The following is a 26544-nucleotide window of genomic DNA, read 5'->3' as shown; positions in this document are numbered from 1 at the left end:
ACCTGACACCCGCCGAGTACGCTGCCCAATGCACCCACACGCACCAACCCGTGGGCTGCGCGATCGACTGACATCAATCACACCGTGGCTCTAGAACGCGGTGGTCCGACTATCGGGGACCTGCCAGGTACACCTCCACAGAGTCCAGGCTGGCGTGGCCTGTCTGGCGGGCGATGGCTGGGCCGTCTGCGCCGTTGCGGGTGCCTTGGGTGACGAATCCGGATCGGAGTGAGTGCCCACCGAGCTTGACGAGGGCGGTGGGGTCGTAGCCGGCGTGTGCGGCGCGGCGACGGATGGTCTGGTGAATCGCAGCTCCAGACAATGCTGTGGTGCCGAGGTTGCCGTTCTTCGCGATGGCGCGAAGCAGCGGAGCCCGGGCAGCGGTGCGGGGTACTTCCCCACGGCACACATGCGCGCCGAACGGCTCCCGCTTACGGAGGAGGCGAATGACCGACGGCCGTCCGCCGGCGTCGAACGCGGCAACGACCTGCACCCACCGCACGTAAGAGCAGGGTGGGCAGGTCTCGTGGGAATCGGTGTACGGCAGTGCTTTCACCGCTCCCCTGCTCTCTTGGTCGGTTTTCGACTTCCGCAGCCGCACATGAATCCCGTCGAGCCGATGCAGCGAGATGTCCCCACAGACCAGATTGGAGTGCTCGCTGCGCCGGAAGGCACCGGCGAACCCGAGCAGCAAGATCGTCGAGTCTCGGCGTTCGAGCACTTCGTCGGCCCAGCCTCGGCACCGCCCCCGGGCCGTCGAGACGAGGATCTTGATGTCGTCGACCAGCAACGGTGCCCGTCGGTTCTGAGGCCGGTCCCCCGCCGTTGCGTACTCGCGGCGGATTCCGGACAGCGTTGCGGTCACCAGCTCGTGCGCAGATGGAGAGAGGTAGCCGGTGATGCGGTACTGGTGGTTGATCGCGGCGATCCAGGTGCCGAAGGTGGCTACGGCGTAAGCCCGCTCCCCCGCCTCGTCGCAGGTGTCAGCCGCGTCGACGAGATACGCGGCAACAGTGACCGGATGGGCCGGCAACGCCACATCTCCCTCCCGCTCACATCAGCCGGTGAAGCGTCCCCACGCGGCGGAGTAGGTCCTGCGGGTGCCCTCCGACCGGGACGACTGCACCGCACCGGCGATCCGCGCGGCTACAGCAGGCGGAATATCGGTTGCACAGCCGCCGACACGAGCCCTGGATCGCTTACCGCAGGCATTCGGGCTGGTCGGGAGTCCATCTGCGCAGCGTAGCGCAGGTCACTGACAGCGCTCAGATCGAAAACCCTGTTGAACTGGCGTTTTGTGTTAGATGGTGCGGAAGATGCGATTTACGAGCCCAACCTCCGATCAAGCGGAATATCGGGTTCCCACACGCCCAGCACCACTCGATCCGCCGGCAGAACCGCCGAACTTTCCTGGATCAATGCAAGCCGAATAGGCTCCGCGCCAGCGGGATCAAATAGCTACTCCAGATTCGCATCCGAGCGAGCCCAGATCCGAACCTCGCGAAATCCCCGCCGGCGCCGCGAACACTTTCTAAGCGGACTCGCGCCGCCGAACCATCCACCGAAGTCGACCCCGTGCTCGACTGGAAATAGCGACCGCAGCCTGGCACTGCGTAGGGCAAAGTGATGAGGAAGTGATGACCTACGGTCCACAGCCGTATTCTCGCGGTCCTTCTACGGCCGGCGACAACACCGAAGAGCATGTCAGAGGCAGATACGCATGCCATCGATCGCACTCGAATCCCGGACAAACGGTTCTGCGAGTCGAATCATCGTCGATGACGCGGACACGGCCCGCGACCTGGGGGAACATCGCCAAATTCACTCATCACTTTGCCCTCAAAGTGATGAGTAGACCTGACTCCCTTTGACAAAAAGCTGACCCCCGACCGGCATTTATGCTGGTCGGGGGTCTCTCTTGTGCGCCATCAGGGATTCGAACCCCGGACCCGCTGATTAAGAGTCAGCTGCTCTAACCAACTGAGCTAATGGCGCCGATCAGCACCACCGTCGTTCTCTGTGGTGCCGGGGAAACTTTAACAGGATCGCTGACCGAATGTGAAATCGGGTGGTCAGAGGCGTTTTTAGCTGAAAATCTTGCGGACGACGAGCACTGCGACTACTGCGCCGACTCCGATGAGGGTGTACTTCACCGGCGGTTCGTTGAGCTTGGCGATCACGGTCTGCTTTGTGCTTTCGACGATGCGCTTGGGGCTCGCGCGGACGCTCAGCTCGTCGAGTGTGCTGGCGAGCTGATTGCGAGCGGCCTCGATCTCGCGTTCGATCCGGTCGGTGTCCTTGGCCACGTGTCCTCCAACTTGTCGCAAAATCTTTCGTCTGTCGTTGTCGAGCGTAGAGCACTGCTGAATCTGGATACTCTTCTCCTGTGACCGACAACAAGAAGCTCGAGCCCGGCGACACTGCACCGGCCTTCACTTTGCCCGATGCAGACGGAAACGACGTCTCACTGTCCGATTACGCGGGCAAGAAGGTCGTCATCTACTTCTACCCCGCTGCCAGCACGCCTGGCTGCACCAAGCAGGCGTGCGATTTCCGCGACAGTCTGGCCGAACTCAACGGCGCAGGCCTCGAGGTCATCGGCATCTCCCCCGACAAGCCGGCGAAGCTCGCGAAGTTCCGCGACGCCGAGGGCTTGAACTTCCCGTTGCTCTCCGACCCGGAGAAGTCGACGCTTCTGGCGTGGGGCGCTTTCGGCGAGAAGAAGATGTACGGCAAGACGGTGCAGGGTGTCATTCGTTCGACGTTCCTCGTCGACGAGGCAGGCAAGATCGAGGTAGCGCAGTACAACGTCCGCGCCACCGGGCATGTTGCGAAGCTTCGCCGAGACCTATCGGTCTGACCGTCCGAGCTTCTGTAGAAACAGGGCTTCGGCGACGGCGATGTTCTCGATTTCCCGCGGGTCGACGCTTTCGTTGGGTGCGTGGATGCGGCACAGCGGTTCTTCGACGCCCATGAGCACGATCTCGGCTTTCGGGAACGTCTGTGCCAGAACGTTGCACAGCGGGATCGAGCCGCCTTGCCCTGCCGCGGACACTTCCATGCCGAATGCTTCCTTCATCGCATCGCTGAGAGCTGCGTAACCGGGGCCGTCGGTTCGCGCCCGGAACGGCGATCCGATTGCCTCGCGCTCGATGCTCACGCGCGCGCTCCACGGCACGTGCGCCCGTAGATGGGCCTCGAGTGCGTCCTGAGCGGTCTGTGGATCGGTACCGGGCGGCACCCTCAAATTGAGGCGTGCGGACGCCGTCGGCGAAATTGCGGCCGCCGAACCCACGACGGGCGGGCAGTCGATTCCCAGGACCGTGAGAGCTGGGCGCGCCCACACGGCGTCGGCAACCGAGGCCGAACCCGCAAGATCCACCCCGTCCAATACCCCTGCGTCGGCGCGAAACCGATCGGCTGGATAGTCGATGCCGTCCCACACCTGGCTCGTGTCCAATCCGTCCACGACGGTATTGCCGTGCTCGTCTCGCAGTGTGGACAGCAACTGGATCAGTGCAGCGAGGGCGTCGGGGGCTGGGCCGCCGTACATTCCGGAGTGGACTTCGCCGTTCAAAGTGTCCACTTGGACAACGACATTGGCGATTCCGCGTAGTGTCGTCGTCACGGTCGGCCGACCCACGGCAGCGTTGCCGGTGTCGGCGATGATGATGACGTCGGATTCGAACAGTTCGGGCCTCGCCTGCACGAGTGCTTCGAGTCCGCCGGTGCCCATCTCTTCCGAACCTTCGGAAACCACGGTGACCCCGACGGCAAGGTCGTCACCGAGTGCGCGCAGCGCCAGCAGATGCATGACGACGTTGCCCTTGCAGTCTGCTGCGCCGCGGCCGAACCAGCGGCCTCGAGACTCGGTGAGTTCGAACGGCTCGCTGTCCCACAGCGATCGGTCCCCCGGCGGTTGGACGTCGTAGTGCGAATACAGGAGCACTGTCGGCGCACCTACGGGCGCGGGCCGGTGCCCCACGACGGCCAGCGAATCGTCGTCGGTCTCGATCAGCTCCACCGATTCCAGTCCGGCGTCCAGGAATGCGCTGCGAACCCAGTTGGCCGCAGCCACACACTCTTCACGCGGAAACTGACGTTCGTCGTGAACCGATCGAAACGCCACCAACTCTCGCAGTTCGCGCTGAGCCCGCGGCATGTCTGCGGAAATCGCCGATCGAACATCCGACATCGTCACTCCTGACACTCTTACCGACCGTCTCTACCCTTGCCGATCATTGTGTCATCGTGCAGGGAGGTCGGGCAGAGGGTCAGTTTTCGTGAAACTCCTGTTCGACCCACTGTGCAGTGTGCTGCCAGTGCCGGTCCCAAGCCTCCTGTTCGAGTTGTTCCTGGGATTTCCCTGGCTCGGGAATGATGACCGGGACGGCGAACTCCGGAGGAGCCACCTCACTTCGCGGCACTACAGCGGCGGCCGGGGGGATCGACTGAGCCGGTATCGGGGTAAACGTTTCTCGTGGCTTCGCGACGCCTGTTGTTGGATCGACCGTCCAATTCTCGACTACCGGCGCAGGCAAGAACACCGCTTCCGGTGCCCACGGCGCGGGAGGTGGTGGCGCTGGCTCCGGCGTCAGGGCCGGGGGCTGGGCCGCGACACTTTCGCTCTTACCCAAGTCGGTATCGATTGCCGTCGACCTCGATTTCGCGATCTCCGTGGGAGTTTGACTCTTCGGCGAATCCGCAGGCAACGTGGATGCCAGTGCAACTCCACCGGAAAGGATTCCCACCAGAAAGGCTCCAGCGAGTACGAGCTTCTTGCGTGGCATGGAACGGCGCACCCGCGGCTGGTACACCTCCGCTGCCACGACGGGAGGCTCCGACGTCACCAACACAGGAGCGGCAGGTGCTACCGCCGGTACCGTCTCGGATTCGTCTTCGGCGTCCGTCACCGGGATGACAACGTCGACAGCGTCATCGGCGGCACTGTCTTCATCGAGGACCGACGGCTCCTTCCGAACCACGTTCCGTTCCGCAAGCAGTCCCGCACCGCTGGCCGCGATCAGATTGGCGTCGCCGACGCGAATCACCGGCACGCCGAGCCCGAGGGAAAGGATGTCGATCACGTCTCTGTTACCCGAGAGGTCCCCGAACAGCGCCACGGAGTCGGCTTCGCCGGACTCGTCGAGAACTTCCCACGCCAGTGCCACCGTGCCGCCGATGCGCTCGGGGGTAGGCGACTCGAATGCCGCAGTCTTCGCGGGCGTCAGGGTTTCTTGTGCCGCGTCGGCAAGCGAGATCGATACCCCCGACGGGCCCATGTAGTAGAGAAGGACTCGCTCGGCGGAGGTGAACTCGGTCGATCTCGCCAGCCAGCCCAGCAACGCCGACGATGCGGAGATCATCGACACCGAATCGACGTCCGCCTCCTCGATCGCCGACTCGAACAGCGCACGCTCTTCATCCGAGCGATACACCACTCCAATGCCGTCCACTGCTATTTCAGCGGCCGCAGCAAGCTCACGCATGCTCTCGATGGCAGCAGTCAGCGATGCTGCAACGCCGTCGTCCAGCGCGGTGACCTGGCTTGCCGCTACCGAATCTTCGACCCCATCGAAAAGGACGGCGTGCAGTGCACCCGACTCGATGGAAAGACCAATAGTGGCCACGTAAATACTCCTGTGCCTAAGGGTGAGGCTCCCGACATGAGCATCTCCGAGACGAAATCGGCGACGTCACCCTCCACGACGATGTAACTGATACTCGAACCATACCTAAAGATGGTTTTCTTGACCAGAAAGCAACTCGGGATCTGCCCAATTGACTGTATCGAGCGGCACGGCGAGATGGAGTGAGGTTCCACTGGTCCCTAGCCGCCACTCGGTGTCTGTAACTCCGCGTAGTGGAGTAGATGGCGCTCGGGCCGCTAGCCTGAGTGCGTGGAGTCCTCTGCTAGCGCCCAGGCTGCGAGACGAATAGACGCAGCGCTCGAATCGACGGTAGAGACACAGGAGCTGATGCCGCGGCGGCGTCCTACCCAAGAACGCAGCCAACGCAAGTTCGACGCATTGCTTGCCGCATCACGGGACGTCCTGAGCGACGCCGGATTCGAATCGTTCACCTGTGAGGAAGTTGCCGCTCGCGCCGAGCTGCCGATCGGCACCCTCTACCAGTTCTTCGCCAACAAGTACGTGATCGTGTGCGAGCTCAACCGGCAGGACGTCGTCGGCGTTCAACAAGAACTGGCCGACTTCAACGGTGAGGTGCCGTCGCTGGATTGGCTTCGATTCCTCAACAAATTCGTCGACCACATGGCCAATATGTGGATGTCCGATCCGTCGCGGCGGGAGGTGTGGCTCGCCATGCAGTCCACTCCGTCCACGCGCGCCACCGGCGTCATCCACGAACGCGAATTCGCAGACCAGGTCGCCCGCATGCTCGGCCCCCTCACTCCACGGACCCCGAGAGTGCGACGCAACCTTATGGCCCAGGTCCTCGTCCACATCGTCTACTCGATGCTGAACTTCTCCGTTCAGGACGGACAGAGCCATGAAGATGCGGTCGCCGAACTCAAACGCATCATGACCGCGTACCTTCTCGGCGCCGAGAGGGACAGCAGGCGTTCGGGCGCCTCCGCCGAGTAGACCTCGGCTCGGACCCTCCCGAGCGACCGCCGAAACCACGAACGCCGGCCCACTCGTAACGAGCGGACCGGCGTCGTGTGTCTACAGACCTATTCTTCCAAGATCGCCACGGCTGCAGCGATATCGCCGTCGTGGGTCAGGGACAGATGAATCTTGACTGTCGGCAGAAACTCCAGAGCCATGCCGTGCAGCTTGATCGACGGCCGGCCCCAGGCGTCGTTGACGACCTCGATGAGCGGGTACGGATTGTCACCGATCTGCGGCGGCCTGGCGAAACGTGAAGTCGCCCAGGCCTTGAGAACCGCTTCCTTCGCGGCCCACCGTGCTGCGTAATGGCGAGCCGGGTCGGAACTCTTCGTTGCCGAGTGCCGACGCTCCCCCGTGGTGAAGCTGTCGCGGATCATCGTCGTGCCGGCCTTGTCCATCTGCTCGGCGAAGTCGGACACGGTCACCAGGTCGAAACCTACTCCGAGAATAGCCATTACTTGCACCCCGGCAGACCCGAGCGGTAGACATCGTCGTCGCCGAGGCGTGCTGCCTCGGTGAGCAGCATGTCCGCTTCGAGTTCGCGCGACGCCTTTGCCGGCGTCCCGTCATGTCCGAGCCTTCGGTCTTCTGGCCGCTCGTACAGTGCGTCACCTCCCACCATGGCGGAGATCAGCCTGCGCTGACCGGCGATGCGTCGCTCGTTGGCACGAGCGATGTAGTCGGCGCGACGCTCTGCAGGCACGGCCTCGAGGAAGGCCTGCGGGTGAACCACGGCGATGAGACCGGACACGTGACCGAAGCCGAGGCTGGTCAGCAGTCCTGCCTTCAGTGGTACCGAGTCACCGAAGCGCAGCGGCTCGCGTGCCCACACGAGGTGTTCGAACTCGGTCATCTTGTCGTCGACGCAATCGAGGCTGCGGTTCGGCGGGATGACTCCGTTACTGAGCACCTGGCAGAGACCGATCAGCTGGAATGCTGCGGCTCCACCCTTCGAGTGGCCGGTCAGGCTCTTCTGCGAGACGACGAACAGCGGTGCTCCGTCGGTGCGTCCGATTGCCTTGGCCAGGCGGGTGTGCAGTTCGGCCTCGTTCGGGTCGTTCGCGGCAGTCGAGGTGTCGTGCTTGGAGATCACGGCCACATCGTCGGCACTGACGCCGAGTGCGTTGAGGGACAACGCGAAGGACGAATCCTTGCCCCCACGACCGGCACTGAGCGCACCGAGTCCCGGAGCCGGGATGGAGGTGTGCACGCCGTCGCCGAACGACTGCGCGTACGCAACGACACCGAGGACCGGAAGTCCCATCTCCAGCGCCAGGTCGCCGCGAGCGAGCAGAACCGTTCCACCGCCCTGCGACTCGACGAACCCGCCGCGCCTACGGTCGTTGGCCCGGGAGAATCGACGATCGCTGATTCCCTTGGCGGACATGGCAGCCGAATCGGCGGTGGCGGACATGTCGCCGAATCCGATGATGCCTTCGGTGCTCAGGTCGTCGAAACCACCGGCGACGACGAGTTGCGCCTTGCCCAACTTGATCTTGTCGACGCCTTCCTCGACGGAGACGGCGGCAGTTGCACACGCTGCGACGGGGTGAACCATCGCGCCGTAGCTGCCGATGTACGACTGAACCACGTGCGCTGCAACGACGTTCGGCAGTGCCTCCTGCAGGATGTCGTTCGCACGAGCGTCGCCGAGCAAGGTGTCGATGTAGAGCGAGCGCATGGATTCCATTCCGCCCATGCCGGTGCCCTGCGTGTTGGCGACCAGCGTGGGGTGCACCCAGCGCATCAGTTCCGACGGGTTGAAGCCCGAGGAGATGAACGCATCGACGGTGGTCACGATGTTCCACAGTGCGACGCGGTCGATCGAGCTCGCCATGTCCGGCGAGATGCCCCACTTGGTCGGATCGAAGCCGGTCGGAATCTGCCCACCGACGGTACGGGTGAGCTTCATCTTGCGCGGCACGCGAATCTCGGTTCCGGCCTTGCGAGTGACCTGCCAGTCACCGGACTCCGGTACCGGTGCGATGACGGTGTGCTCGGGATCGGCAGCCGCGAACGACCGTGCGTCGACCTCGGTGCCGACCACGAAGGTCAGGTCGTTGTCGAGGAAGATCGAGGTCATCAGCGGCGCTGTGTTGCCGACCATGGCGCCGTCGTCGACGTAGGTGCGGATACCGCACTTCTCGACGACGATGTCGTGGTACTTGTCGGCGATGTCGGCCTCCGGCACGAGGTCACCGGATTCGATGTCGTACCAGCCCGGCTTGGGATCGTTCTCCCACGTGATCAGGCCGGTGTTCCATGCGAGTTCGAGAACGCCTGCGGCGGAGAGCTCCTCGTCGACCTCCATCTCGAAGCGCGTACGCGCACTTCCGTAAGGTCCGAGCTCGCCGGCGCCGACGATGACGATCAGGTCCTTCGGATCGACATCGAGCGCAGGCCATGCCGGAGCAGTGGTCGAGGTGGACAAACGCGGCGGTGCAGGCAGAGCCGCAATCACCGAGCTGTCGAGCACTTCCTCTACCTTTTCGGTGGCCGCGTCGGCTGCAGCACGGGAAAGCTCGACGAGATCGAGCTTAGTGTTCGCCAGTCCACCGGTGAGGTCGGCAAGTAGAGGCGCCTGCGTGGCCTGGCGGCGAGCAGCAGGCTCGCACAGCTTCAGCAGCTCGGTTGCCATCTCACTCGTCGACCAAGTCCGCACGCCTTCGGCCTCGACGGCCTCGACGATCGGATCGTTGCCGCCCATGAGTCCGGTTCCGCGAACCCACCCGATGTGCGCGTGGGCAATGGAAACACGCTCGGCCCAGTTCTTCTCCGAGCCCCACTTGGTGGCGATGGCGTCGAGGGCTGCCTTCGATTCACCGTAGGCACCGTCGCCGCCGAACATGCCGCGGTTCGGTGAACCTGGCAGTACGACGTGCAGGTGGGTGTCGATGTCGTTGTCGTAACCGATCTTCGACAGTCCACCGATGAGACGCTCGACCGACCAGAGCAGAACCCGCATCTCCATCTCGGCGCGGGCACCTGCGTCGGACAGTTCACCGACGACGCGAGGTGCGGCGAACGGGAACAGCATGGTAGGTGTGACGCCTGCCTTGACGAGAGTCTTTGCCCCACCTGCATTGTCGACCTGATCCGAACCGATCCACTCGATGAGCGCGTCGACGTCGGTGTACGAGGCAATGTTGGCCGGAACGACCCACAGTGCTGCACCGGCGCGAGCATTCGCCCGGTAGAGCTCGCGGTAGAACTTCAGTCGCTCGTCGTTGAGCTTGGAGGTGGTGATGAATACGGTTGCACCGCCCCCGAGCAGCTTGGCGGCGATCGCCGCGGCGATCGACCCCTTGCTACCTCCGGTGACGACGGCTACCTCGTCGGACCATTCACCCTTGTCTTCGGAAGACTGTGCGATGTCCGCGATACGGCCGTAGAACTCGGCCAGCGTGGTCTTGCGTTCGGTCTGAGCCTTCGACTTCCACCACTGAGCTTGAGCTGCAACAGCTTTACCCGATCCAGCGAAGCTTTCGACGGCGATGTCGCCTGCGGTACCGAGCCACAACCGGGCCAGGTCCTCACGCGCCGTTGCCCAACGATCGTCGACCAGAACGGCCTTCCGCTCGTCGAATGCCGGAGCGACCAGTCGTGGCCAGTCCGAACCCAGTTCTGCGGCAACCAGATCCACCAACGCGGCGTCCGGATTGTCGACAGCCAAGGCGTTCGGAGCATCGGCGAAGCCGAGCTGCTCGAGAACGAGACGCGCGGCCGAAGCCAGAACCCCGTCGCGTCCGGTGATGTGCTCGGTGAACTCACCGAGAGCAGCCGCATCGACGGTTCCGCCGCTTCCGCCACCGGTCTGCGGGAGCGAGACCGAAACACCGCGGCGAGCGGCGACAGCGGCTACGGCCGAGTCGATGACGTTGTCGACGGCAGTGCCGTCAGCGAGTGCACCGTCGGCCAGACCGCCGAGTGCACCGCCGCGGACCGAGGAGCCGTCGCGGGTTCCGAGAGCGACCTCGGCAGTGACGTGATGCGCCCAGCCGTCACCCAGTTCCCATACCTTCTTGACGCGATCGGCGATGGAAGCCGGACGACGACCCGAGGGCCCGAAGACCTTGCGGAGGTGGTCGTTGATCGAATCGCTCAGTACCGGGCCGAAGGGCTTGTATGTACGGGCGAGCTTGTTGACCGTGCCGGAGAGCGCGCCCATGTCGGCATCGGCTGCGCCGTCGATCGCACCGAGTGAAAGCTCGGAACCGAGGTCGACGAGCAACTGGTTACGACGCGAGGAGACGCCGTCGCACAGTGCCTCGATGGTGTCGGCAGGTCCGATCTGATCGAGCTGCAGTTTGGTCCACAGTCCGATGAGGATCTTGGTTGCGTCCGAGGCGCTGAAGGAGATGTCGTCCGGCCGTGGACCACCGGATGGAGCCGAGGGTGCGGCAGCGGGAGCCGGGGCAGCGGAAGCGGCCGGTGAAGAGGCAGCCTCGACCGGAGCGGACTCCTCTTCCTCCACCGGCGCGGGGTCGGTGTCGGTGCCGTACACGATCGCGGCCTCACGTTCGAGGTTGAGCACCTCGACCGGGAATCCGAAGCGGCCCGGCAATTTCAATGTCTGCGAAGCCAGGTTGGCGACCGTCGGCGTTGCGCCGAGACCGATTTCGACGAAACGCTCCACACCGAGTCCACCGTCTGCCTCTTCGGCGAACAGTAGGTCCTGGGTCTCGATCCAACGGACCGGGCTGGCGAACTGCCATGCCAGCAGTTCGGTCAGCACGACGCGGCACAGATCATGCGGGCGTGCGGCCCAGGAATCGAAGTCGGCGAGGACGTTGTTCAGGGGTTCGGAAGGAACGAGGTCCGCGATTTCCTGAATGAACGAACGCTCGAGCGAGAATGGCCTGGGCACCAGGTTCGGCACGTAGCGGCCGAGCAGGATCTCCGGGTCGAGGTCAGCAGGCAGCAACGTTTCGAGCCGGGTGCGGAAGTCGTCGACTCCCCCGCGCAGCACTGTCGAGTGGAACGGTACATCGATACCGGGCACCACGATGAAGGCGCGCTTGCCCCCGAACTCGGCGACGCGGACATCGATCTCCTTCTCGAGTGCAGCCAAGCCGGCAACCGTGCCGGCAATGGCGTACTGCGATCCACGCAGGTTCAGGTTCACGATCTCGAGGAACTCACCGGAAGCCTCGGCGACACCGGCGACGAAAGCGTGCACTTCAGTGTCGGCGACACCCATCTGCGACGGCCGGATGGCTGCCATGCGGTAGTCGCTTCGACCGGAAGCGTCACGCGGAACGAGCGCGTGCATGGCCGATCCACGCTGGAAGACGACCTCGAGGACTGCTTCGAGTGGGAGAACACCCGCGACGGCAGCGAGTGCGTTGTACTCACCGACCGAGTGGCCCGCGAGAATCGAGTTCTCGACGAAGACACCGGATTCACGCATTTCGGCGACCTGTGCGACACCGAGAACAGCCATCGCGACCTGGGTGAACTGGGTCAAGTGGATGACGCCGTCGGGATGGCGGTGGACTGTGCCACGCGCTTTGAGCGTGGTCGGGTTGTCGCGGACGACCGCGAGGATCGAGAATCCGAGAGCCTTACGAGTGTGCTTGTCAGCACGCTCCCAGACCTCACGTGCGGCCTTCGAGCGCGACCGAGCGTCCAGACCCATCCCCTGACGCTGAATGCCCTGTCCGGGGAAGGCGTAGACGGTCTTCGGCGGCGCAGTGCGAGCCGAAGCGACCATGACGAGTTCGCCTGCGACACGGCAGGACACCTCGATGAGTTCGGCACCCTGATCGAATCCGGTGCGGTCGACCCGAATGTCGATTTCGGCGCCGGGGCGGACCATCCCGAGGAAGCGGGCGGTCCATGCGGTCAGACGACGCGGCGGAGTCTTGGTGTCCGCGTAGTCGATTGCGGTGACGGCCTGCTGCGCTGCGGCGGAGAGCCACATTCCGTGCACGATCGGAGAACCGAGACCGGCGAGGAGCGCAGCCGCATCGGAGGTGTGGATCGGGTTGTGATCGCCCGAAACCTGAGCGAAGGCTGCCATGTTGCGCGGCGCGAGAATGGTCGCCTGACGGCGGCGACGACGCGGTGTGTCCTTGGCGTCGGCACTGACCGAGCCTCCGGCGGGGGCCGGATCGGACAGTTCACCCTTGCCGGTGCGTCCGCGGATGGCGAAGCGTTCGACGAGAGTTGCCACGGTGGGCGCGTCGAGACCTTCCCCGAGCATCGCACCGATGGTGGTGGTGACCTCGACTACGCGACCGAGATCGGTGTCGAGCACCTCTCCTGCCTCAGCTTTGACGACGAGAATCGATGCATCACTGGGCAGTTCACCTTCCAGGTTGACGCTGTGGTCGAGGTGGACCAGATCCAACATGCCCTCGATGACGTCGATACCCGCAGCTGTGCGAGTGGCACCGAGGACGGCGAAGACGGCAGGCCAGCATGCTCCGACGAGCACGTCGGGAACAGCCTTGCCGCTGACGGTCAGCGAGTCGGGAAGACCCGATCCGGTGACGCCGCCGTGGTCTGCCACGAGATCAGGGATCCATGCCAGGTTGAGACGTGCAACACCGTTCTTCACCTTGGGAAGGTCTTGTCCCGCAGCAATTCCGAGTAGCGAGGACATCGAGGCCTGCGCATCTTCGGCAGTGACGACGGGGGCGCCACCGTCGACGGTGGATACGGGGACGGTCAAGCGGATGCGCACCTCCTTGCCGGGGGCGAGCGGAACGGTCAGTTCGACGTGAGTCGAATCCTGCACGGTGAGGGAGGATCCGGTCTGTGGGTGTGATGCGACGGTGTCGGATTCGACAATCCAGTCCGCCGTGTCACCGAGACGTGCAACGGGGTTCTGCGTCATCCGTGATGCCCAGTCGACGTCAGGGGCGGCAAGAACGATGCCGAGCAGACCGGGTGCGATGCCTGCGTAACGACGGCTCACAGCGGGCGCCGGTGCACCGCCCTCGGATACCAACTCGTCGGCGGTGGCCTTCTCGAAGCGATCGAGTAGCTCCCCGACCGGCTCGTCGACGCGGGTGATTCCGGCGACGGCAACGGTGCCGGGAATGACACAGACCTGATCGGCGGAGTACCGCGAATCGTGCGCCTGCCACAGCGAGTCACTGCGCCACCAGCGCCGAACGTCACCGTCGACGACGGGAACGAAGTTGATCGGCTTGCCCGGAAGCTTGCAGAGCGAGGTGAAGAAAGTGATGTCAGCCGGGTGCAGAACGACCTCGCCTGCATCGGGGAACTGAGCGAGCAACGAGCGAAGTGCAGCGCGCGGACGTTCGAGAGTGTCGACGTCGGCGAAGAGCGTCGGGATCGGGCCGCGGTCGACGGGGTGCAGACGGGCTTCGGTGCGCTGAAGCATCTCGAGGAAACGGGTGCGCCAGGTGACGTCGAGCCACACCGAATCGTTGGCCTCGGTGACCGCGTCGGTGAACTCCCCGCCGCAATCGAAATCCTTGCGCTTGTCCGTGCCGATGGCCAGGTCGAGATAGCGAATGAGCCACTGTTGGTAGGTCATCGACTCCACGTCGCCGAAGTACGGCTTGGCGGTTCCGTCGAGTGCCGCGATGATCTCCTCGCGACGCTCGGCCACAGCATCGGCGTTACCGGCGACCTCGTCGAGCAGGCGCCCGCAGCGTGAGGCTGCGTTGTCGATCTCGTGAATGTCCGCGCCGAGCTGGCTACGGCCGGAGGCCATTCCGCCGGATGCAGTGCCTGCGCCGACCCAGTCCGGGGTACCCGGCGTGTCGACGAGAAGCTGCTTGACCTCGGGCGAGGTCGTAGCTTCGAGCGTTGCCATGGCGGCGGTACCGACGAGGATTCCATCGAGCGGCATCTTCGGGTACCCGGCGCCGAGGGACCAACGGCCCGTCAGGTATTCGGCTGCACGCTCGGGTGTGCCGATTCCACCACCGACGCAGATCACCAGGTTGGGACGCGCTCGCAGCTCTGCGTAGGTCGCGAGCAGCAGATCGTCGAGGTCCTCCCACGAGTGGTGGCCACCTGCGCGACCACCCTCGATGTGCACGATGACGGGGTAGGAAGGCACCTCGTTCGCGATCCGAATTACGGCGCGGATCTGCGCGACGGTGCCGGGCTTGAAGCACACGTGTGAAATGCCTGCGTCGGAAAGCTCCTCGATGAGCGCAACGGCTTCTTCGAGTTCAGGGATGCCTGCGGTGACGACGACGCCGTCGATAGCGGCACCCGCCGCTCGGGCGCGCTGCACGAGGCGACGGCCGCCGAGCTGTAGTTTCCACAGGTAGGGGTCGAGGAAGAGCGAGTTGAACTGAATCGCGCGACCGGGCTCGAGGAGCTGCGACAGTTCGGCGACGCGGTCGGTGAAGATGTCCTCGGTGACCTGGCCGCCACCGGCGAGCTCGGCCCAGTGGCCTGCGTTGGCCGCTGCGGCAACAATTTTCGCGTCGACCGTAGTCGGGGTCATGCCGGCGAGCAGGATAGGCGAACGGCCGGTGAGCTTGGTGAAGGTGGTCTCGACGACGACGCGACCGTTGGGCAAGGTGATCGGCTTCGGTGCGAACTCCGACCACGCCGGCGCAACCTCGGGGGCAGCGCCCGGCGTCAGCAGGTTGCGGTGTCCACCGCGCGTGGAGGCAGCGACGATGCCCACTCCTTGTCCGCGCAGAGCCGGAGTCGTCATGCGAGTCAGAAGGTCACCTGGACCGAGGTCGAGGATCCAGTCGGCGCCTGCATCGACGACGCCGTCGATGGCGTCGACCCAGTCCACGGGCGCGACGAGGATGCTGTGGGCAAGAGTGCGCGCAATGTCCACGTCGAGGCCACAGCGCTGTGCCCATGCAGAGACGAGTTCCACCGCATCGCCCAGTGCGGGGTGGTGGAAGCCGACCTCGACGGGGAGCTGCTCGAAGACCGGCGCGAATACCGAACCGCCACGCTTCTTGGAATCGCGCTCACGCTCTTCCTCGGCAGCGATCTGCTCGCTGCGCTCCTGCACGCGAGCGAGCTGAGCAGGCGGGCCTGCGAGCACGACGCGACGGCGTCCGTTGCGGATTGCGAGGACCGCGGAACGTTCCGGTGCACCCGGGATTGCGAGTTCTTCGATGATCGACGCGAGCCGTTCCGGTTCCACGTTCGAGACCGAAACCATGGGCGCCCGATCGGCAGCTCCGATGATTCCCCTACGACGTGCGACCAGTCCTGCGGCAGCACCGATCAGCTGTGCGACGGCAAGCAGGCGTGCGTCCTGGGCACCATCACTCTTGACCGACTCGGCGGCGATGAGGCCCTGTGAATGTCCGATGACGGCGACCGGCGGCGTCTGCGCGGGGTCGAGTCCTTGCAGCTTCAGCGCACGCAGTGCAGCGACCTGGGTCAGGAATACGCCGGGAAGCGATACGGCCGCGGAGGTAAGTGCGGCTTCGGAGGGACCGTCGGTGGAGGCTGCGTCGTCCTCGTCTGCCAGGTCTTGTTCGAGCATCCAGCCGATGGGATCGAATCCGACCGAGCGCACGACGAGGAGTTCGTCTGCAACGGGTGCGAGGATGGCAACGGACTCGTTGACCAGGTCCGTGAGCTCGGGCTCGAGTGCCGAGTCGCGGGCGAGCTCTTCGAGCGAACTGAGCCATGGGGCACCCTGTCCGCCGAAAGCCAGCGCGTAGGGCTCACCGGCCGCGAACCGATCTGCGAGCGTACGAGAACCACCACCGCTCTTTGGCGACCTGCTCGCGCCTTGTCCCTGTGATGGTGTGCTCTCGTTGATCGTCAAGTTGCAAGATTCCTCTCGTGAGCACCTCGGATATCGAGGTATTCGTGGATGGCCCTTCGCTGGCGCGGTTCAGCGGCCCCGTGGAGGAGGACCGTCGGGGACCGAGTCACTCTGTCCGCGCATCACCAGGCTAAGACACAATCATGAGGAAAGCCTCACGTTTGACTGGACGTCCAACTGCTACCAGCGAGTACGGCCGCTGAAGGCCCTTTACCTACAGTTGAGGCAACTCGCCGGTAACAAACATCAGTGCTGGCACAGCCCGAATGGAAGCGCGCCGAACGTGAGGGAACCCTCAGATTTATTGTTACCTTTCCGTTATATGAGCCTTGTCACACAGAGGCCGGATGAGCGCAGGCGCGAAGCTGTCGGTGACCCTGGGTAGCTTCTCGAAGTGCATCGACCCATTCTCGAAGTACATAGACCCGGGGGGATTCATGTATTCATCGGTTACACATATATTTTCGCAGCGCGACCGCGAGGCGCTCACCGCGCATATCGAAACATGTGCAGCACCATCGAAGTCGCCCTACTGGAATCCGGGATGGCCACAGGAAGTCGAAGCGGCCCTCCTCGACGCAGTGTTCTCAGCGCGGGCAACCTACGGTGGACCCGACACCGGCGTGAGGCGCGTCGTCTCCCGTTGGCGCAAGTATCGGCAGTACGAGTCTCTGGACGATCCGGCCGCGCTCGCCGCGCTCGTGGACAAGCCCGAGGAACTCGCCGAGATTCTCGGGAACAGGCAGCGGGTGGCCGGCAACTCCACCACCAAGGCCGAGTGCGCCGCACGCATCGCGACGGCACTGACCGGACTCCGCGTGGCACGAGCTGAAGATCTCATCGATTCGGATGAACTTCGCGCAGCATTCACCGCCATCCCCGGGGCCGGAACGAAAACGTGGGAGTGCGCCCTGTTCCTCGTGGGCGAGCGCACACCGAACTCGCTGCTTCATGTTATCGCGTTCACCTCGGACGCGGTCGGCAGAACGCTCGACGGCGAGAGTGCCGAGATGCTTCTCGCCGTGACCGCAGAGAGCATGAACGTCGAACGTGCAGCGCTCGAACATGCAGTGTGGCGCTACCAACGCCGTCATCCGCTCCCCAAGCAAGCGTCGGAGTTGAAAGCTGTCGGCTAACTATCGGTGCGGACGTGGCCGCGCCCACTCTCGATCAGCGCGGCCACACCGTCGAGGATGCAATCGACTCCGAACACGTACTCGTGCACCGGATCAGTCACTGCGCCATACGAAGTCGAGGCAGCGGTTCCCACGCGCGCCGACACCGGGTAGTCAGCGTGATTCATGACGCGCTCCAGGACGGGCGCCGTTGCGGCCCACCACTGTGCATCCGTCATTCCAGATTCCTCGCGAACCTTGTCGAATCGAGCGAGCGCGCGTGCGGTGCCCGCGACATGCGTCAGGACAAGAGTGAGGACCGAATCCATTTCGATGTCCGTGAGCCCGACGCCGTCGATGACGCTCAGCTCTGCCTCATACTTGCCATTGGTATGCGGGCCCAACACAGCACGCGCACCCTGCACATCGAGAATCCACGGATGACGTTGGTAGAGAAGCCAATTGCGCTCCGCGACGAATCGAAGTCCGTTACGCCAGCCATCGGTCGCCGAGGTGGGTTCGGCGACACTCGAATACAACGACGCCACAGCGGTGTCGATCATCAGATCGGCAAGTTCCTCGCGCCCCGGAACGTGCGTGTAGAGCGACATTGCACCGACGCCGAGTCGATCGGCGACGCGTCGCATGGACACAGCATCGATCCCGTCGGCGTCCGCGATCTCGATCGCGGCGTCGACGATCGCGTCGATACTCAACCCGCTGCGACTCGGCTTCTCGTCCACTCGCCACAGCAGGCCGAGGGTGCGCGCTGGATCGAAAACGGTCGCCTTCTTGCTTGCCACGCATCGGACAGTACGCTGTACGCCGAGCCGAGGATGCACCTGCGTTCGAGTCGGGATTCGGCGTTGTAGACTTGCACAGCACTCGCGCGAGTGGCGGAATTGGCAGACGCGCTGGATTTAGGTTCCAGTGTCTCAGGACGTGGGGGTTCAAGTCCCCCCTCGCGCACCACCATCAGTGACGACCCCCACCGAACTACCTGAGGTAGTAGATACTCGGGTACCGTCGGGGGGTGTCGAAAACCCACACTCAACGCCGCCCGGCGCTCATCGCTCTGGTGATCGTCTCGGCGCTCGGTTGCCTGGCCCTGGGCTGGTGGCAGTGGGAGCGTTTCGAATCCGCCGGCGGCAACGGCCAGAACCTGGGTTACGCATTCCAATGGCCTCTGTTCGCTGTATTCGTCGTCTACGCCTACCGCAAATTCGTACAGCTCGAAGACGAGGCCGACGCTCCGCAGGACGCCGAGAACGACGACGTCGCCGAACAGATCGTGCGTGAAGTTCCCGCGGATCTGCTGCCCCAACGACCGGTGGCGCCGGTGGAGGATGACCTCGAGGATCCCGAGGCCCGCCAACTTCTCGAGTACAACAGCTATCTTGCGGAGCTCGATCGCTCCCGCGAGTCCGACAGGAGCACCAAGTGAGCACGGCACCACAGCAATCTGCATCAACCGAAAAGACGAAGAAGATTGCTTCCGCACTCCTGCGCTACCGAATTCTCGCGTACACGACCGGTGTGTGGCTGCTTGTCCTTCTAGTCGAGATCGTTGCCAAGTACGGCTTCGGCAACGACAGCTTCGGCTGGATCGGTATCGTTCACGGATGGGTTTACGCGGTCTACCTGCTCTTCACCCTCGATTTGGCCATCAAGGTTCGTTGGCCGGCCGCCCGAACCGTTGGCACCCTACTCGCCGGCACAGTGCCGTTCCTGTCGTTCTTCGTAGAGCATTGGCGAACGACTCAGGTCAAGCGCGACTTCGGCGTCTGAGCAGTCAGCACCGAACTTCGGTGGGATCGGAAACGCGCAAAGCGTTCGACACCACTTGCTGTGCAACATGGTCATAGGAGATTCCAGTGTGCTCGGTGACGTTGCCTGGGCACAGGTCTTGAAGCACGACGTTCGTGTTGCCCTCCCCCGTCAGCAATGACGCCTCATAGGGCACAACCTGGTCGTAGCGGGTCACGATGGTCGTGTAGTCCACTCCCTGGACAGTGTCACTACCCTCGTTGAGGCGTTGCAGGGCCTCGTCTGAAGGTGGGCCTGGCACCGGATAGTTCGGCGGTGACAACGCTACGATCCGCGAGACAGAGTCCGCTCCCCCGAGAAACCGGGCGTAGTAGCGCGGTACGGTACCACCCTTGGAGTGACCAACCACGGAAACTTTGTGGGCTCCTGTCGAGGTCCGGACGGTGTCGACGAACCGCCCCAGTTCGGCTGCACTGTCCGCGAGTGAACCCAGGCCGCCGAACGGAATACCTTCGGGCGCTCCGTAATCGAGCGCAAAGACGCAGTAGCCTTCGGCTTTCAGTACCGGCGCCATCGATGCCCAGTTGTCGTAGGAGTTCTCGAGGAACCCGTGCACGAGCACGACCGGTTCCGGGTGTTCGGCACTCGGGACGCACGCGTAATCGTTGGCACCCGAAGGGCTCGCACCTGGGTGTGCGATGGAGTACAGGGTTGCCTCCGCGAACGAGTTCTGGACCGGGGACGCTGCTGCCGGACCCGGTGCAGCAAGCATTCCAGCGGCTACCAGGACGGCCGCAGCCACGACTGTTCGTTTCACCAGACCAGTCTCTACCCGGTAAGCGTTTCGAGTGCAGGAATCAGCAATGTCAATGCACGCCCTCGATGAGAGGAGGCATCTTTCTCTTGCGGGCTCAGTTCCGCCGCAGATCTACCGTCCCCTTCGGGAACGAATACCGGATCGTAACCGAAACCGTTCTCACCCAATGGCTCTCGCGCCATGACGCCACGCCATTCACCTCGGACGACGGCCTCGACGCCGCCGGGAACGACCAGCGCGCAGGCAGAGACGAAACCCGCACCCCGACGCTCGTCGGGTACGTCGCCCAGCTGCGCCAGAAGCAACGACGTGTTGGCGCCGTCGTCTCCGTGTACTCCGGACCATCTTGCCGACAGCACACCCGGCATACCGTTCAATGCGTCGACTTCGAGACCGGAATCATCTGCAACACAAGCGAGCCCGGTCGCAGCCGCGCCGTCGCGGGCCTTGGCGAGCGCATTTTCCTCGAACGTCGAACCGGTCTCGGGTGCCTCTGGGAACTCGGGCACCTCGTCCAATCCGACCAATTCGATTCCGAGGACTCCCGCCCCATCGAGCACTCGACGCAACTCCTGTAGCTTCTTGGCGTTGCGGCTCGCGACGAGAAGCTTGGTGTCAGCCACCGAACTTCTTCTTCGGTGCGTCGACGGCAGGTTCGGGAAGCACGCCGGGGTACGGCTCGGCGAGTGCAGCCTGCTGCACCTCGAAAATCTTCTCGATGCCTGCGAGAGCTGAATCGAGCAGCTTGTCGAGAGTGGTCCTCGGGAAGGTAGCGCCCTCTCCGGTGCCCTGGATCTCGACGAGAGTACCGGTGTCGGTGGCTACGACGTTCATGTCGACCTCGGCTCGCGAATCTTCCTCGTAGGGCAGATCCAGCCGAACACGGCCGTCGACGACGCCGACGCTCACCGCTGCGATGGCACAGGAAATCGGCTGCGGGTCCGCGAGTCGACCGGCCGCACGCAGGTAGGTGACGGCGTCGGACAGTGCAACGAATGCGCCGGTGATGGCCGCGGTACGGGTGCCGCCGTCGGCCTGCAGTACGTCGCAGTCGATCGCGATGGTGTTCTCACCGATGGCGGCAAGATCGATGCATGCGCGCAGCGACCGGCCGACGAGGCGGGATATCTCCTGCGTCCGCCCACCGACCTTGCCCTTGACGGACTCACGTCCGCTGCGGGTATGGGTTGCTGCGGGAAGCATCGCGTATTCGGCGGTGAGCCAACCTAGGCCCGAGCCTTTACGCCAGCGAGGAACGCCCTCCTCGACGCTCGCGGTGCACATGACCCGCGTGTTTCCGAACTCCACCAGCACCGATCCTGCCGGGTTGTCGGTGAATCCGCGGGTGATCTTGATGTTGCGGAGCTCGTCGTCCGCTCGGCCGTCTTCTCGTCTGGACACGACAGCAAGCTTAACCCTGGCCTAGACGGTGAAGACATCGCCCGGTAGGACCGCGTGCACCGGACCACTGAACTCGGCCTTCGCTTCCGCGATTACATCTTCCCTCGAAGTCCACGGCGGAATATGAGTCAGCAACAGCTCACCCACGCCGGCCTCACGTGCCAGCTGCCCCGCCTCGGTCCCGGAGAGATGAATACCTTTGGGGCGGTCGGAACTGTGCGTCCACGATGCTTCGGACAACAGCACATCGGCACCGTGGGCGAGATCGCGGACTGCCTGGCACATTCCCGTGTCCCCCGTGTACGCGAACAGCTTCCCCGCCCCTGTCGTGATCCGCATGCCGTAGGACTCCGGCGGGTGATAGACCTGGCGGGTGTGCACGGTGAGCTGTCCGTGTTCGATGGTTCGGCCGTCCTGCCAGCGACGCAGATCGATCGTGTCGGACATGTCGTCGATCTGGCCACCGCATTCGGCAGACGCGACGCCGAGCCGGAAAGCGGTGTCTTTCGGCCCGTATACGAGTGCGCGCCCCGCAGGCGGATTCGGGTGGTATCTACGCCAGACCAGGAGCCCCGGTACATCGAGACAGTGATCTGCATGTAGATGGGACAAGAACACACTGACGTCACCGGGATCTGCGTATTTCTGCAGCGCACCGAGCACGCCAGGACCGAAGTCGAGTACGACAGGCGATGTTCCCGGTTCGTCGAGCAGGTAACCCGACGCGGGGGAATCAGGCCCTGACACACTCCCCGAACATCCCAGGACGGTAATTCGCATGTACGTCATGCTGCCACGTCGATGCCCGGCACCGAAACGTTCGACACGTTTTTACGAAGTTAACCAACACTTTGCGCGTTGTGGTGATGTCGGCGGAGAGGGTCAGCCGAGAGATTTCTGCTTACGCGCCTCGCGGGCATCGGAGGACAAGAACCACGCCGCAAGGACTCCTCCGACGGCGCCGAAGAGGTGGCCTTGCCACGACACCCCAGGTGTACTCGGCAATACGCCCCACAGTGCTCCGCCATAGATGACGAACACCACGACGCCGACGGCAAGTTGGCCCAGGTTTCTGGTGAAAATTCCCCGCGTCAGCAGATACGCGATCCAACCGAAGATGAGAACCGAGGCACCGATGTGGTTCGAGTTGGCGCCGCCGATCAACCACGTACCGACACCGCCGACGACCCAGATGATGCCCGTGGCTGTCAGACCACGCGCCAGACCGGACAGCAGAACGAGGAATCCGAGAATCAGGACCGGAAGGGTGTTCGCGATCAGGTGGGCCCAGTCGTCGTGCAGCACCGGCGCGAACAGAATTCCCCACAAACCGTCCACACTGCGCGGGTTGATCCCCGCCTGCTCGACGCGACTGCCGGAAGCGACGTCGATGATCTCGATGACCCACAGCAGCACGACGAACGAGCCCATCAACATCACGGCCTGCTGCCACAATGGGCGTTTGGGTGCGGCAACGGGAAGGTAATGGTTCATCGTCACAGAACTAGGCCTTTCGTCCAGCCCCGACATCCACGCACCGGGGAGGTGGTCTGCCCTTCGAAGTCTACCGCTGTGGTCAGGGCGCAAAGGCCGACGGAAAAATCTGACGGTACGTCGCAATACCAGCGATCGAGGTCGCGTCGAGCAATGCATGCACGATGGCCCGCTCGACGACATCGGCCGCAACCGCGCACACTGCGTCGAGAACCGGCAGGTCGGAGGAAAATGCCTTGGGCATGGCAGTTTCGGTGACGACCTTCCTCGTGCCGGTCGAGAGCGCGAAAATCGTGTCGCCGTCGAGTGGCGAGTGGGCAGGTCTGATCGCCCGTGCCAGGCCGTCGTGAGAGGCGACGGCCACGCGCTTGCACGAGGCCGCGCTCAGATCCACATCGGTGCCTACGACACCGATCGTCGTATTGAGGGCGGTGCCCTTGGGTGCAAGTGCGTTGGCGTTCCACACCTCGTGCACGTCGGGTTTGCGCATCCGGTACGCATCGGGCCCCTCCGACCCGACTCCCCACGGAAGTCCGGTTCGGGGATCGAACACCGAACCGACCGGATTGGTGACGATCAGTGCACCGACGGTGATGCCGTCGGCAGGTCCTCCCTCGATGACGGTGCTCGCCGTGCCGACGCCTCCTTTGAGCACCCCCGCGCGAGCACCGACGCCTGCGCCTACCGAACCGGTCGCGAAATCGGCTCGAGCGGCCGCTGCTGCGCGATATCCGAAGTCGGCGGTCGGCCGGATGGACCAATCCCCTACCGGCAGATCGAAGATGACCGCCGCAGGAACGATCGGTACCACCTGGTCCGGGCTACCCATGGCAATTCCGTGTCCGTGCTCTTCGAGCCATCGCATGACACCGTCGGCGGCAGCGAGTCCGTATGCGCTTCCACCGGTGAGGAGAACGGCGTTGACCTGCTGTACCGAATGGCTCGGATCGAGCAGATCGGTCTCACGGGTGCCGGGACCACCTCCCCGAACGTCGACTGCGGCGACGGCGCCGCCGAGAGCGCGGATCACCGTGCAGCCGGTAGCCGCGCCGGACCCGAGTTCGGCAGCCGGATCGATCTCGTGGTGATGCCCCACCAGTAAGCCCGACACGTCGGTCAGTGCATCCTTCGGACCCGTCCCCAACAGGTACTCCTACGGAATGAGGACCTGAACGAGGGAATCCTGCATCCAGGTCAGCCAGTGGTACACATCCAGATGGGGAGCTCGTGGATCCCCCTCGTCGAGAACCTCAGGAGTGTCGGCGTCGATACCCAAGGTGGTTCCGAGCGCCAACCTTACGTCGTTGAGGCCCATCAGCCAGGACTCTGCCTGTGCGGGGGTCAGGACGACTTTTCCGCCGTTCGACGGAATCGTGTCGAGGATGACTCGGCTTGCAGCGAGCTTGTCGTCGATGATCTCCGGCTCGTGCAATCCGCGAAGCGCGCCATTGAGGTTTGCCGCGTCGGGACCGGAATCCGGGCGATGAAATTCCGGCAATAGCCGCGCGAGCGCTGCATCCTCGGGTGGACTGCTGTGGCCGGTTCGTAGACCCGTCATGGCCGCAAGCTCGTCCGTCGGCGCATCGGCTTCTCGATCGCGGAGAAGACCGACTACCGATTCCACGAGCGATCTGAGCACAGTTGCTTCTCTGGCGTCCATATCCGAGCGGATCTTGACCCCGCTCAGTGAGTTCTTTCTGCTCCACATGCGCACTGCGCTCTTCTGCCCCGTCCTTGGATGCCGGCCTGCTGTCTGGAAGCCCGTGTGTTGTTTACTGCCTCTATTTGTCTGGTTGCCCTATTTGTCCTGTTGCATCGTGGCCCACAAACCGGCCGCATGCAGTTTGCGCACGTCGTTCTCCATCGCATCGCGCTCACCGCTCGAGACGACTGCCTTACCTTCCGAATGAACCTGCATCATCAGGTCGGTGGCTTTCGCTTTGCTGTATCCGAACAACTTCTGAAAAATGAAGGTGACGTAGTGCATGAGGTTGACCGGGTCGTCCCAGACGATGGTCACCCAGGGCACATCGTGTGCCTCGTCCCTTGCCACCACTTCGGTTTCCGCTGGTACCGCCTGGGGGGATGCCGCCGACGGTGAAATCGACGATTCCGGTACCGCGACCGCTCTGCCCACGCTCGGTCGTGCCGTCGATGAAGCCATACCTCTCAGGGTACGACGAGAGAGCGGTAGTACACACCTTCGCCCCTACGCCTCGTACTGTTGTCTCTGTGACCGACGCCTCGATCTCCAAGCCGGACTTTTGCGACCATGAACGCAGTTCCGCATTGATGACGGACCAGTACGAATTCACCATGCTCTCGGCCGCGCTTGCCGACGGTTCTGCGCACATACCGTGCAGTTTCGAGGTCTTCGCGCGACGACTGCCTAACGGTCGGCGTTACGGCGTCGTCGCCGGTACCGCCAGGTTCCTGGAGGCACTGACACGATTCCGCTTCGGGCCGGCCGAGATCGAGACGCTCGCGGCCTTCCTTCCGACCAAGACCCTCGAGTGGCTCGAAAGCTATTCTTTCGGCGGCGACGTGGACGGCTATCGAGAGGGCGAACTGTATTTCCCCGGTTCACCGGTGCTGTCGGTACACGGAACATTCGCCGAATGCGTCGTTCTGGAAACTCTGGCACTGTCGATTCTCAACCACGACAGCGCAATAGCGTCGGCAGCCGCACGCATGGCGAACTCTGCGGGTACCCGCCCGCTCATCGAGATGGGTTCGCGTCGCACGCATGAAGAGGCCGCAGTCGCGGCCTCTCGGGCCGCCTACATCGCCGGATTCACCGCGACGTCGAATCTCGAAGCAGTACGACGCCACGGCGTCCCCGGGGCCGGAACTTCGGCCCACGCCTTCACCCTCCTCTACACCGACGCCGATGGTCCGAACGAGAAAGCCGCCTTCGCCGCGCAGGTTCGTAATCTGGGAGTCGGCACGACACTGCTGGTCGACACCTACGACATCACTGCCGGTGTCGCCAATGCCGTCGAGGTCGCCGGTACCGGCCTGGGCGGAGTTCGCATCGATTCCGGAGACCTCGGAGTGCTCGCCCGGCAGGTCCGCCGTCAACTCGACGACCTTGGTGCGAAAGAAACGAAGATTGTCGTATCGGGTGATCTCGACGAATATGCAATCGCCGCACTACGCGCCGAACCGGTAGACAGCTACGGCGTCGGGACCTCTCTGGTGACCGGATCGGGGGCGCCGACCGCGGGCATGGTCTACAAGTTGGTCACGGTCGACGGCCGTCCCGTCGCCAAACGCAGCAGTCACAAGGAGTCCCGCGGGGGCGCCAAGGCCGCGATCCGAACCACACGCGCCACGGGAACTGCGGTCGAAGAAATCGTGTATCCAGTGGGCAGCACGCCGGTGATCGAGGACGGACTCGACGCTATCGACTTGTGTAGGCCCCTGGTGCGCGGCGGTGTGCAAGAACCGTCGCTACCGGGACTGGACGCCGCACGTGAACTGCTCGCACAGCGGCTCGTCAGTCTTCCGTGGGAAGGACTCAAACTTTCGCAGGGCGAGCCTGCACTGTCGACGCGGTTCGTCGAAGCCCCCGCGTGA

General features: G+C 63.8%; 21 protein-coding genes and 2 tRNA genes. 7 read left to right on the top strand and 16 right to left on the bottom strand.

From position 1 onward, the window contains the following. Window positions 1-109 precede the first annotated feature (109 nt). The 3 genes from O1W68_RS20905 to O1W68_RS20895 all read right to left on the bottom strand — a co-directional run bounded on the left by O1W68_RS20905 (window position 110) and on the right by O1W68_RS20895 (window position 2306). Window positions 110-1039 carry an integrase gene (locus O1W68_RS20905; protein WP_269306846.1) on the bottom strand — a complete coding sequence of 310 codons (930 nt, stop codon included), beginning with the start codon at window positions 1037-1039 and terminating at the stop codon, window positions 110-112. Window positions 1040-1921: 882 nt separating this feature from the next. Beyond that, a tRNA-Lys gene (locus tag O1W68_RS20900) sits at window positions 1922-1995 on the bottom strand. 89 nt (window positions 1996-2084) lie between these two features. Further along, a complete protein-coding gene (locus tag O1W68_RS20895; RefSeq protein WP_269306844.1) occupies window positions 2085-2306 on the bottom strand; it encodes a DUF3618 domain-containing protein in 222 nt (73 codons plus the stop codon). Window positions 2307-2386: 80 nt separating this feature from the next. Between O1W68_RS20895 and bcp the strand changes: the two genes are divergently transcribed. After that, window positions 2387-2860: a thioredoxin-dependent thiol peroxidase gene (bcp, locus tag O1W68_RS20890; protein ID WP_269306843.1), complete on the top strand. Its 474-nt coding sequence runs from the start codon at window positions 2387-2389 to the stop codon at window positions 2858-2860. Here bcp and O1W68_RS20885 read toward each other — a convergent pair. Together O1W68_RS20885 and O1W68_RS20880 are read right to left on the bottom strand one after the other, a co-directional pair. After that, complete coding sequence (locus O1W68_RS20885) at window positions 2849-4195, bottom strand: dipeptidase (protein WP_269306841.1); 1347 nt, start codon at window positions 4193-4195, stop codon at window positions 2849-2851. The two genes, bcp and O1W68_RS20885, sit on opposite strands and share 12 nt — an antisense overlap. A gap of 79 nt (window positions 4196-4274) precedes the next feature. After that, window positions 4275-5630, bottom strand: a complete 1356-nt coding sequence (locus O1W68_RS20880; RefSeq protein WP_269306840.1) for a hypothetical protein — start codon at window positions 5628-5630, stop codon at window positions 4275-4277. A 270-nt stretch (window positions 5631-5900) separates the two neighbouring features. Here O1W68_RS20880 and O1W68_RS20875 point away from each other — a divergent pair, with 270 nt between their 5' ends. After that, window positions 5901-6605 (top strand): TetR/AcrR family transcriptional regulator, encoded by a 705-nt coding sequence (locus O1W68_RS20875; RefSeq protein WP_168708373.1) that lies wholly within the window; start codon window positions 5901-5903, stop codon window positions 6603-6605. Window positions 6606-6694: 89 nt separating this feature from the next. Here O1W68_RS20875 and acpS read toward each other — a convergent pair whose 3' ends face one another. Next, window positions 6695-7087: a holo-ACP synthase AcpS gene (gene acpS, locus O1W68_RS20870; protein WP_269306838.1), complete on the bottom strand. Its 393-nt coding sequence runs from the start codon at window positions 7085-7087 to the stop codon at window positions 6695-6697. Continuing rightward, window positions 7087-16371, bottom strand: a complete 9285-nt coding sequence (locus O1W68_RS20865) for a type I polyketide synthase (RefSeq protein WP_269306836.1) — start codon at window positions 16369-16371, stop codon at window positions 7087-7089. Before O1W68_RS20865 ends, acpS begins: the two co-directional genes overlap by 1 nt. Window positions 16372-16718: 347 nt before the next feature. On the opposite strand from O1W68_RS20865, the gene O1W68_RS20860 reads away from it, so the two are divergent. Further along, a complete protein-coding gene (locus O1W68_RS20860) occupies window positions 16719-17507 on the top strand; it encodes a hypothetical protein (RefSeq protein WP_269306834.1) in 789 nt (262 codons plus the stop codon). On the opposite strand, the gene O1W68_RS20855 is transcribed toward O1W68_RS20860, so the two are convergent. After that, window positions 17504-18289, bottom strand: a complete 786-nt coding sequence (locus O1W68_RS20855; RefSeq protein ID WP_269306832.1) for a TetR/AcrR family transcriptional regulator — start codon at window positions 18287-18289, stop codon at window positions 17504-17506. The genes O1W68_RS20860 and O1W68_RS20855 overlap by 4 nt on opposite strands. An 84-nt stretch (window positions 18290-18373) precedes the next feature. On the opposite strand from O1W68_RS20855, the gene O1W68_RS20850 reads away from it, so the two are divergent. From O1W68_RS20850 to O1W68_RS20840, 3 genes are all read left to right on the top strand, one after another. After that, window positions 18374-18458: transfer RNA gene (locus O1W68_RS20850), tRNA-Leu, on the top strand. A gap of 61 nt (window positions 18459-18519) precedes the next feature. After that, window positions 18520-18930 carry a transcriptional regulator gene (locus O1W68_RS20845; RefSeq protein WP_269306830.1) on the top strand — a complete coding sequence of 137 codons (411 nt, stop codon included), beginning with the start codon at window positions 18520-18522 and terminating at the stop codon, window positions 18928-18930. After that, window positions 18927-19274, top strand: coding sequence for a DUF3817 domain-containing protein (locus O1W68_RS20840; RefSeq protein WP_084345074.1), 348 nt, complete (start codon window positions 18927-18929; stop codon window positions 19272-19274). Before O1W68_RS20845 ends, O1W68_RS20840 begins: the two co-directional genes overlap by 4 nt. 4 nt (window positions 19275-19278) lie before the next feature. On the opposite strand, the gene O1W68_RS20835 is transcribed toward O1W68_RS20840, so the two are convergent. The 8 genes from O1W68_RS20835 to clpS form a co-directional block, all read right to left on the bottom strand. Continuing rightward, the gene (locus O1W68_RS20835; RefSeq protein WP_269306827.1) at window positions 19279-20070 is read right to left on the bottom strand and encodes an esterase/lipase family protein; all 792 of its coding nucleotides are present in this window, start codon (window positions 20068-20070) and stop codon (window positions 19279-19281) included. An 11-nt stretch (window positions 20071-20081) separates the two neighbouring features. Further along, window positions 20082-20693 carry an RdgB/HAM1 family non-canonical purine NTP pyrophosphatase gene (gene rdgB / locus O1W68_RS20830; protein WP_269306825.1) on the bottom strand — a complete coding sequence of 204 codons (612 nt, stop codon included), beginning with the start codon at window positions 20691-20693 and terminating at the stop codon, window positions 20082-20084. Then, the gene (gene rph / locus O1W68_RS20825; protein ID WP_269306824.1) at window positions 20686-21471 is read right to left on the bottom strand and encodes a ribonuclease PH; all 786 of its coding nucleotides are present in this window, start codon (window positions 21469-21471) and stop codon (window positions 20686-20688) included. Before rph ends, rdgB begins: the two co-directional genes overlap by 8 nt. A 21-nt stretch (window positions 21472-21492) precedes the next feature. After that, entirely contained in the window at window positions 21493-22251 is a 759-nt protein-coding gene (locus O1W68_RS20820; protein ID WP_269306822.1) for a cyclic nucleotide-degrading phosphodiesterase, read from the bottom strand. 102 nt (window positions 22252-22353) lie between these two features. Next, window positions 22354-22965, bottom strand: a complete 612-nt coding sequence (locus tag O1W68_RS20815; protein ID WP_269306851.1) for a rhomboid family intramembrane serine protease — start codon at window positions 22963-22965, stop codon at window positions 22354-22356. An 82-nt stretch (window positions 22966-23047) separates the two neighbouring features. Then, complete coding sequence (locus O1W68_RS20810; protein ID WP_269306849.1) at window positions 23048-24112, bottom strand: P1 family peptidase; 1065 nt, start codon at window positions 24110-24112, stop codon at window positions 23048-23050. A gap of 6 nt (window positions 24113-24118) precedes the next feature. Beyond that, a complete protein-coding gene (gene aosR, locus O1W68_RS20805) occupies window positions 24119-24679 on the bottom strand; it encodes an oxidative stress transcriptional regulator AosR (RefSeq protein WP_269306820.1) in 561 nt (186 codons plus the stop codon). Window positions 24680-24763: 84 nt separating this feature from the next. Then, a complete protein-coding gene (gene clpS / locus O1W68_RS20800; protein WP_269306818.1) occupies window positions 24764-25129 on the bottom strand; it encodes an ATP-dependent Clp protease adapter ClpS in 366 nt (121 codons plus the stop codon). Between the two features lie 128 nt (window positions 25130-25257). Here clpS and O1W68_RS20795 point away from each other — a divergent pair, with 128 nt between their 5' ends. Continuing rightward, window positions 25258-26544: a nicotinate phosphoribosyltransferase gene (locus O1W68_RS20795; protein ID WP_269306848.1), complete on the top strand. Its 1287-nt coding sequence runs from the start codon at window positions 25258-25260 to the stop codon at window positions 26542-26544.

The organism is Rhodococcus sp. H36-A4 (genome assembly GCF_027158005.1).
Taxonomy (GTDB): domain Bacteria; phylum Actinomycetota; class Actinomycetes; order Mycobacteriales; family Mycobacteriaceae; genus Rhodococcoides.
The sequence above is the reverse complement of the archived record's forward strand: the minus strand, read 5'-3'. Positions and strand labels throughout refer to the sequence as shown.

Bases quoted from the DNA above. Each gene is read 5' to 3' on its own strand.
- O1W68_RS20885 (WP_269306841.1), bottom strand. From the start codon at position 4,195: ATGTCGGATGTTCGATCGGCGATTTCCGCAGACATGCCGCGGGCTCAG.
- acpS (WP_269306838.1), bottom strand. From the start codon at position 7,087: ATGGCTATTCTCGGAGTAGGTTTCGACCTGGTGACCGTGTCCGACTTC.
- O1W68_RS20860 (WP_269306834.1), top strand. From the start codon at position 16,719: ATGAGCGCAGGCGCGAAGCTGTCGGTGACCCTGGGTAGCTTCTCGAAG.
- O1W68_RS20820 (WP_269306822.1), bottom strand. From the start codon at position 22,251: ATGCGAATTACCGTCCTGGGATGTTCGGGGAGTGTGTCAGGGCCTGAT.
- O1W68_RS20815 (WP_269306851.1), bottom strand. From the start codon at position 22,965: ATGAACCATTACCTTCCCGTTGCCGCACCCAAACGCCCATTGTGGCAG.
- clpS (WP_269306818.1), bottom strand. From the start codon at position 25,129: ATGGCTTCATCGACGGCACGACCGAGCGTGGGCAGAGCGGTCGCGGTA.
- O1W68_RS20795 (WP_269306848.1), top strand. From the start codon at position 25,258: ATGACGGACCAGTACGAATTCACCATGCTCTCGGCCGCGCTTGCCGAC.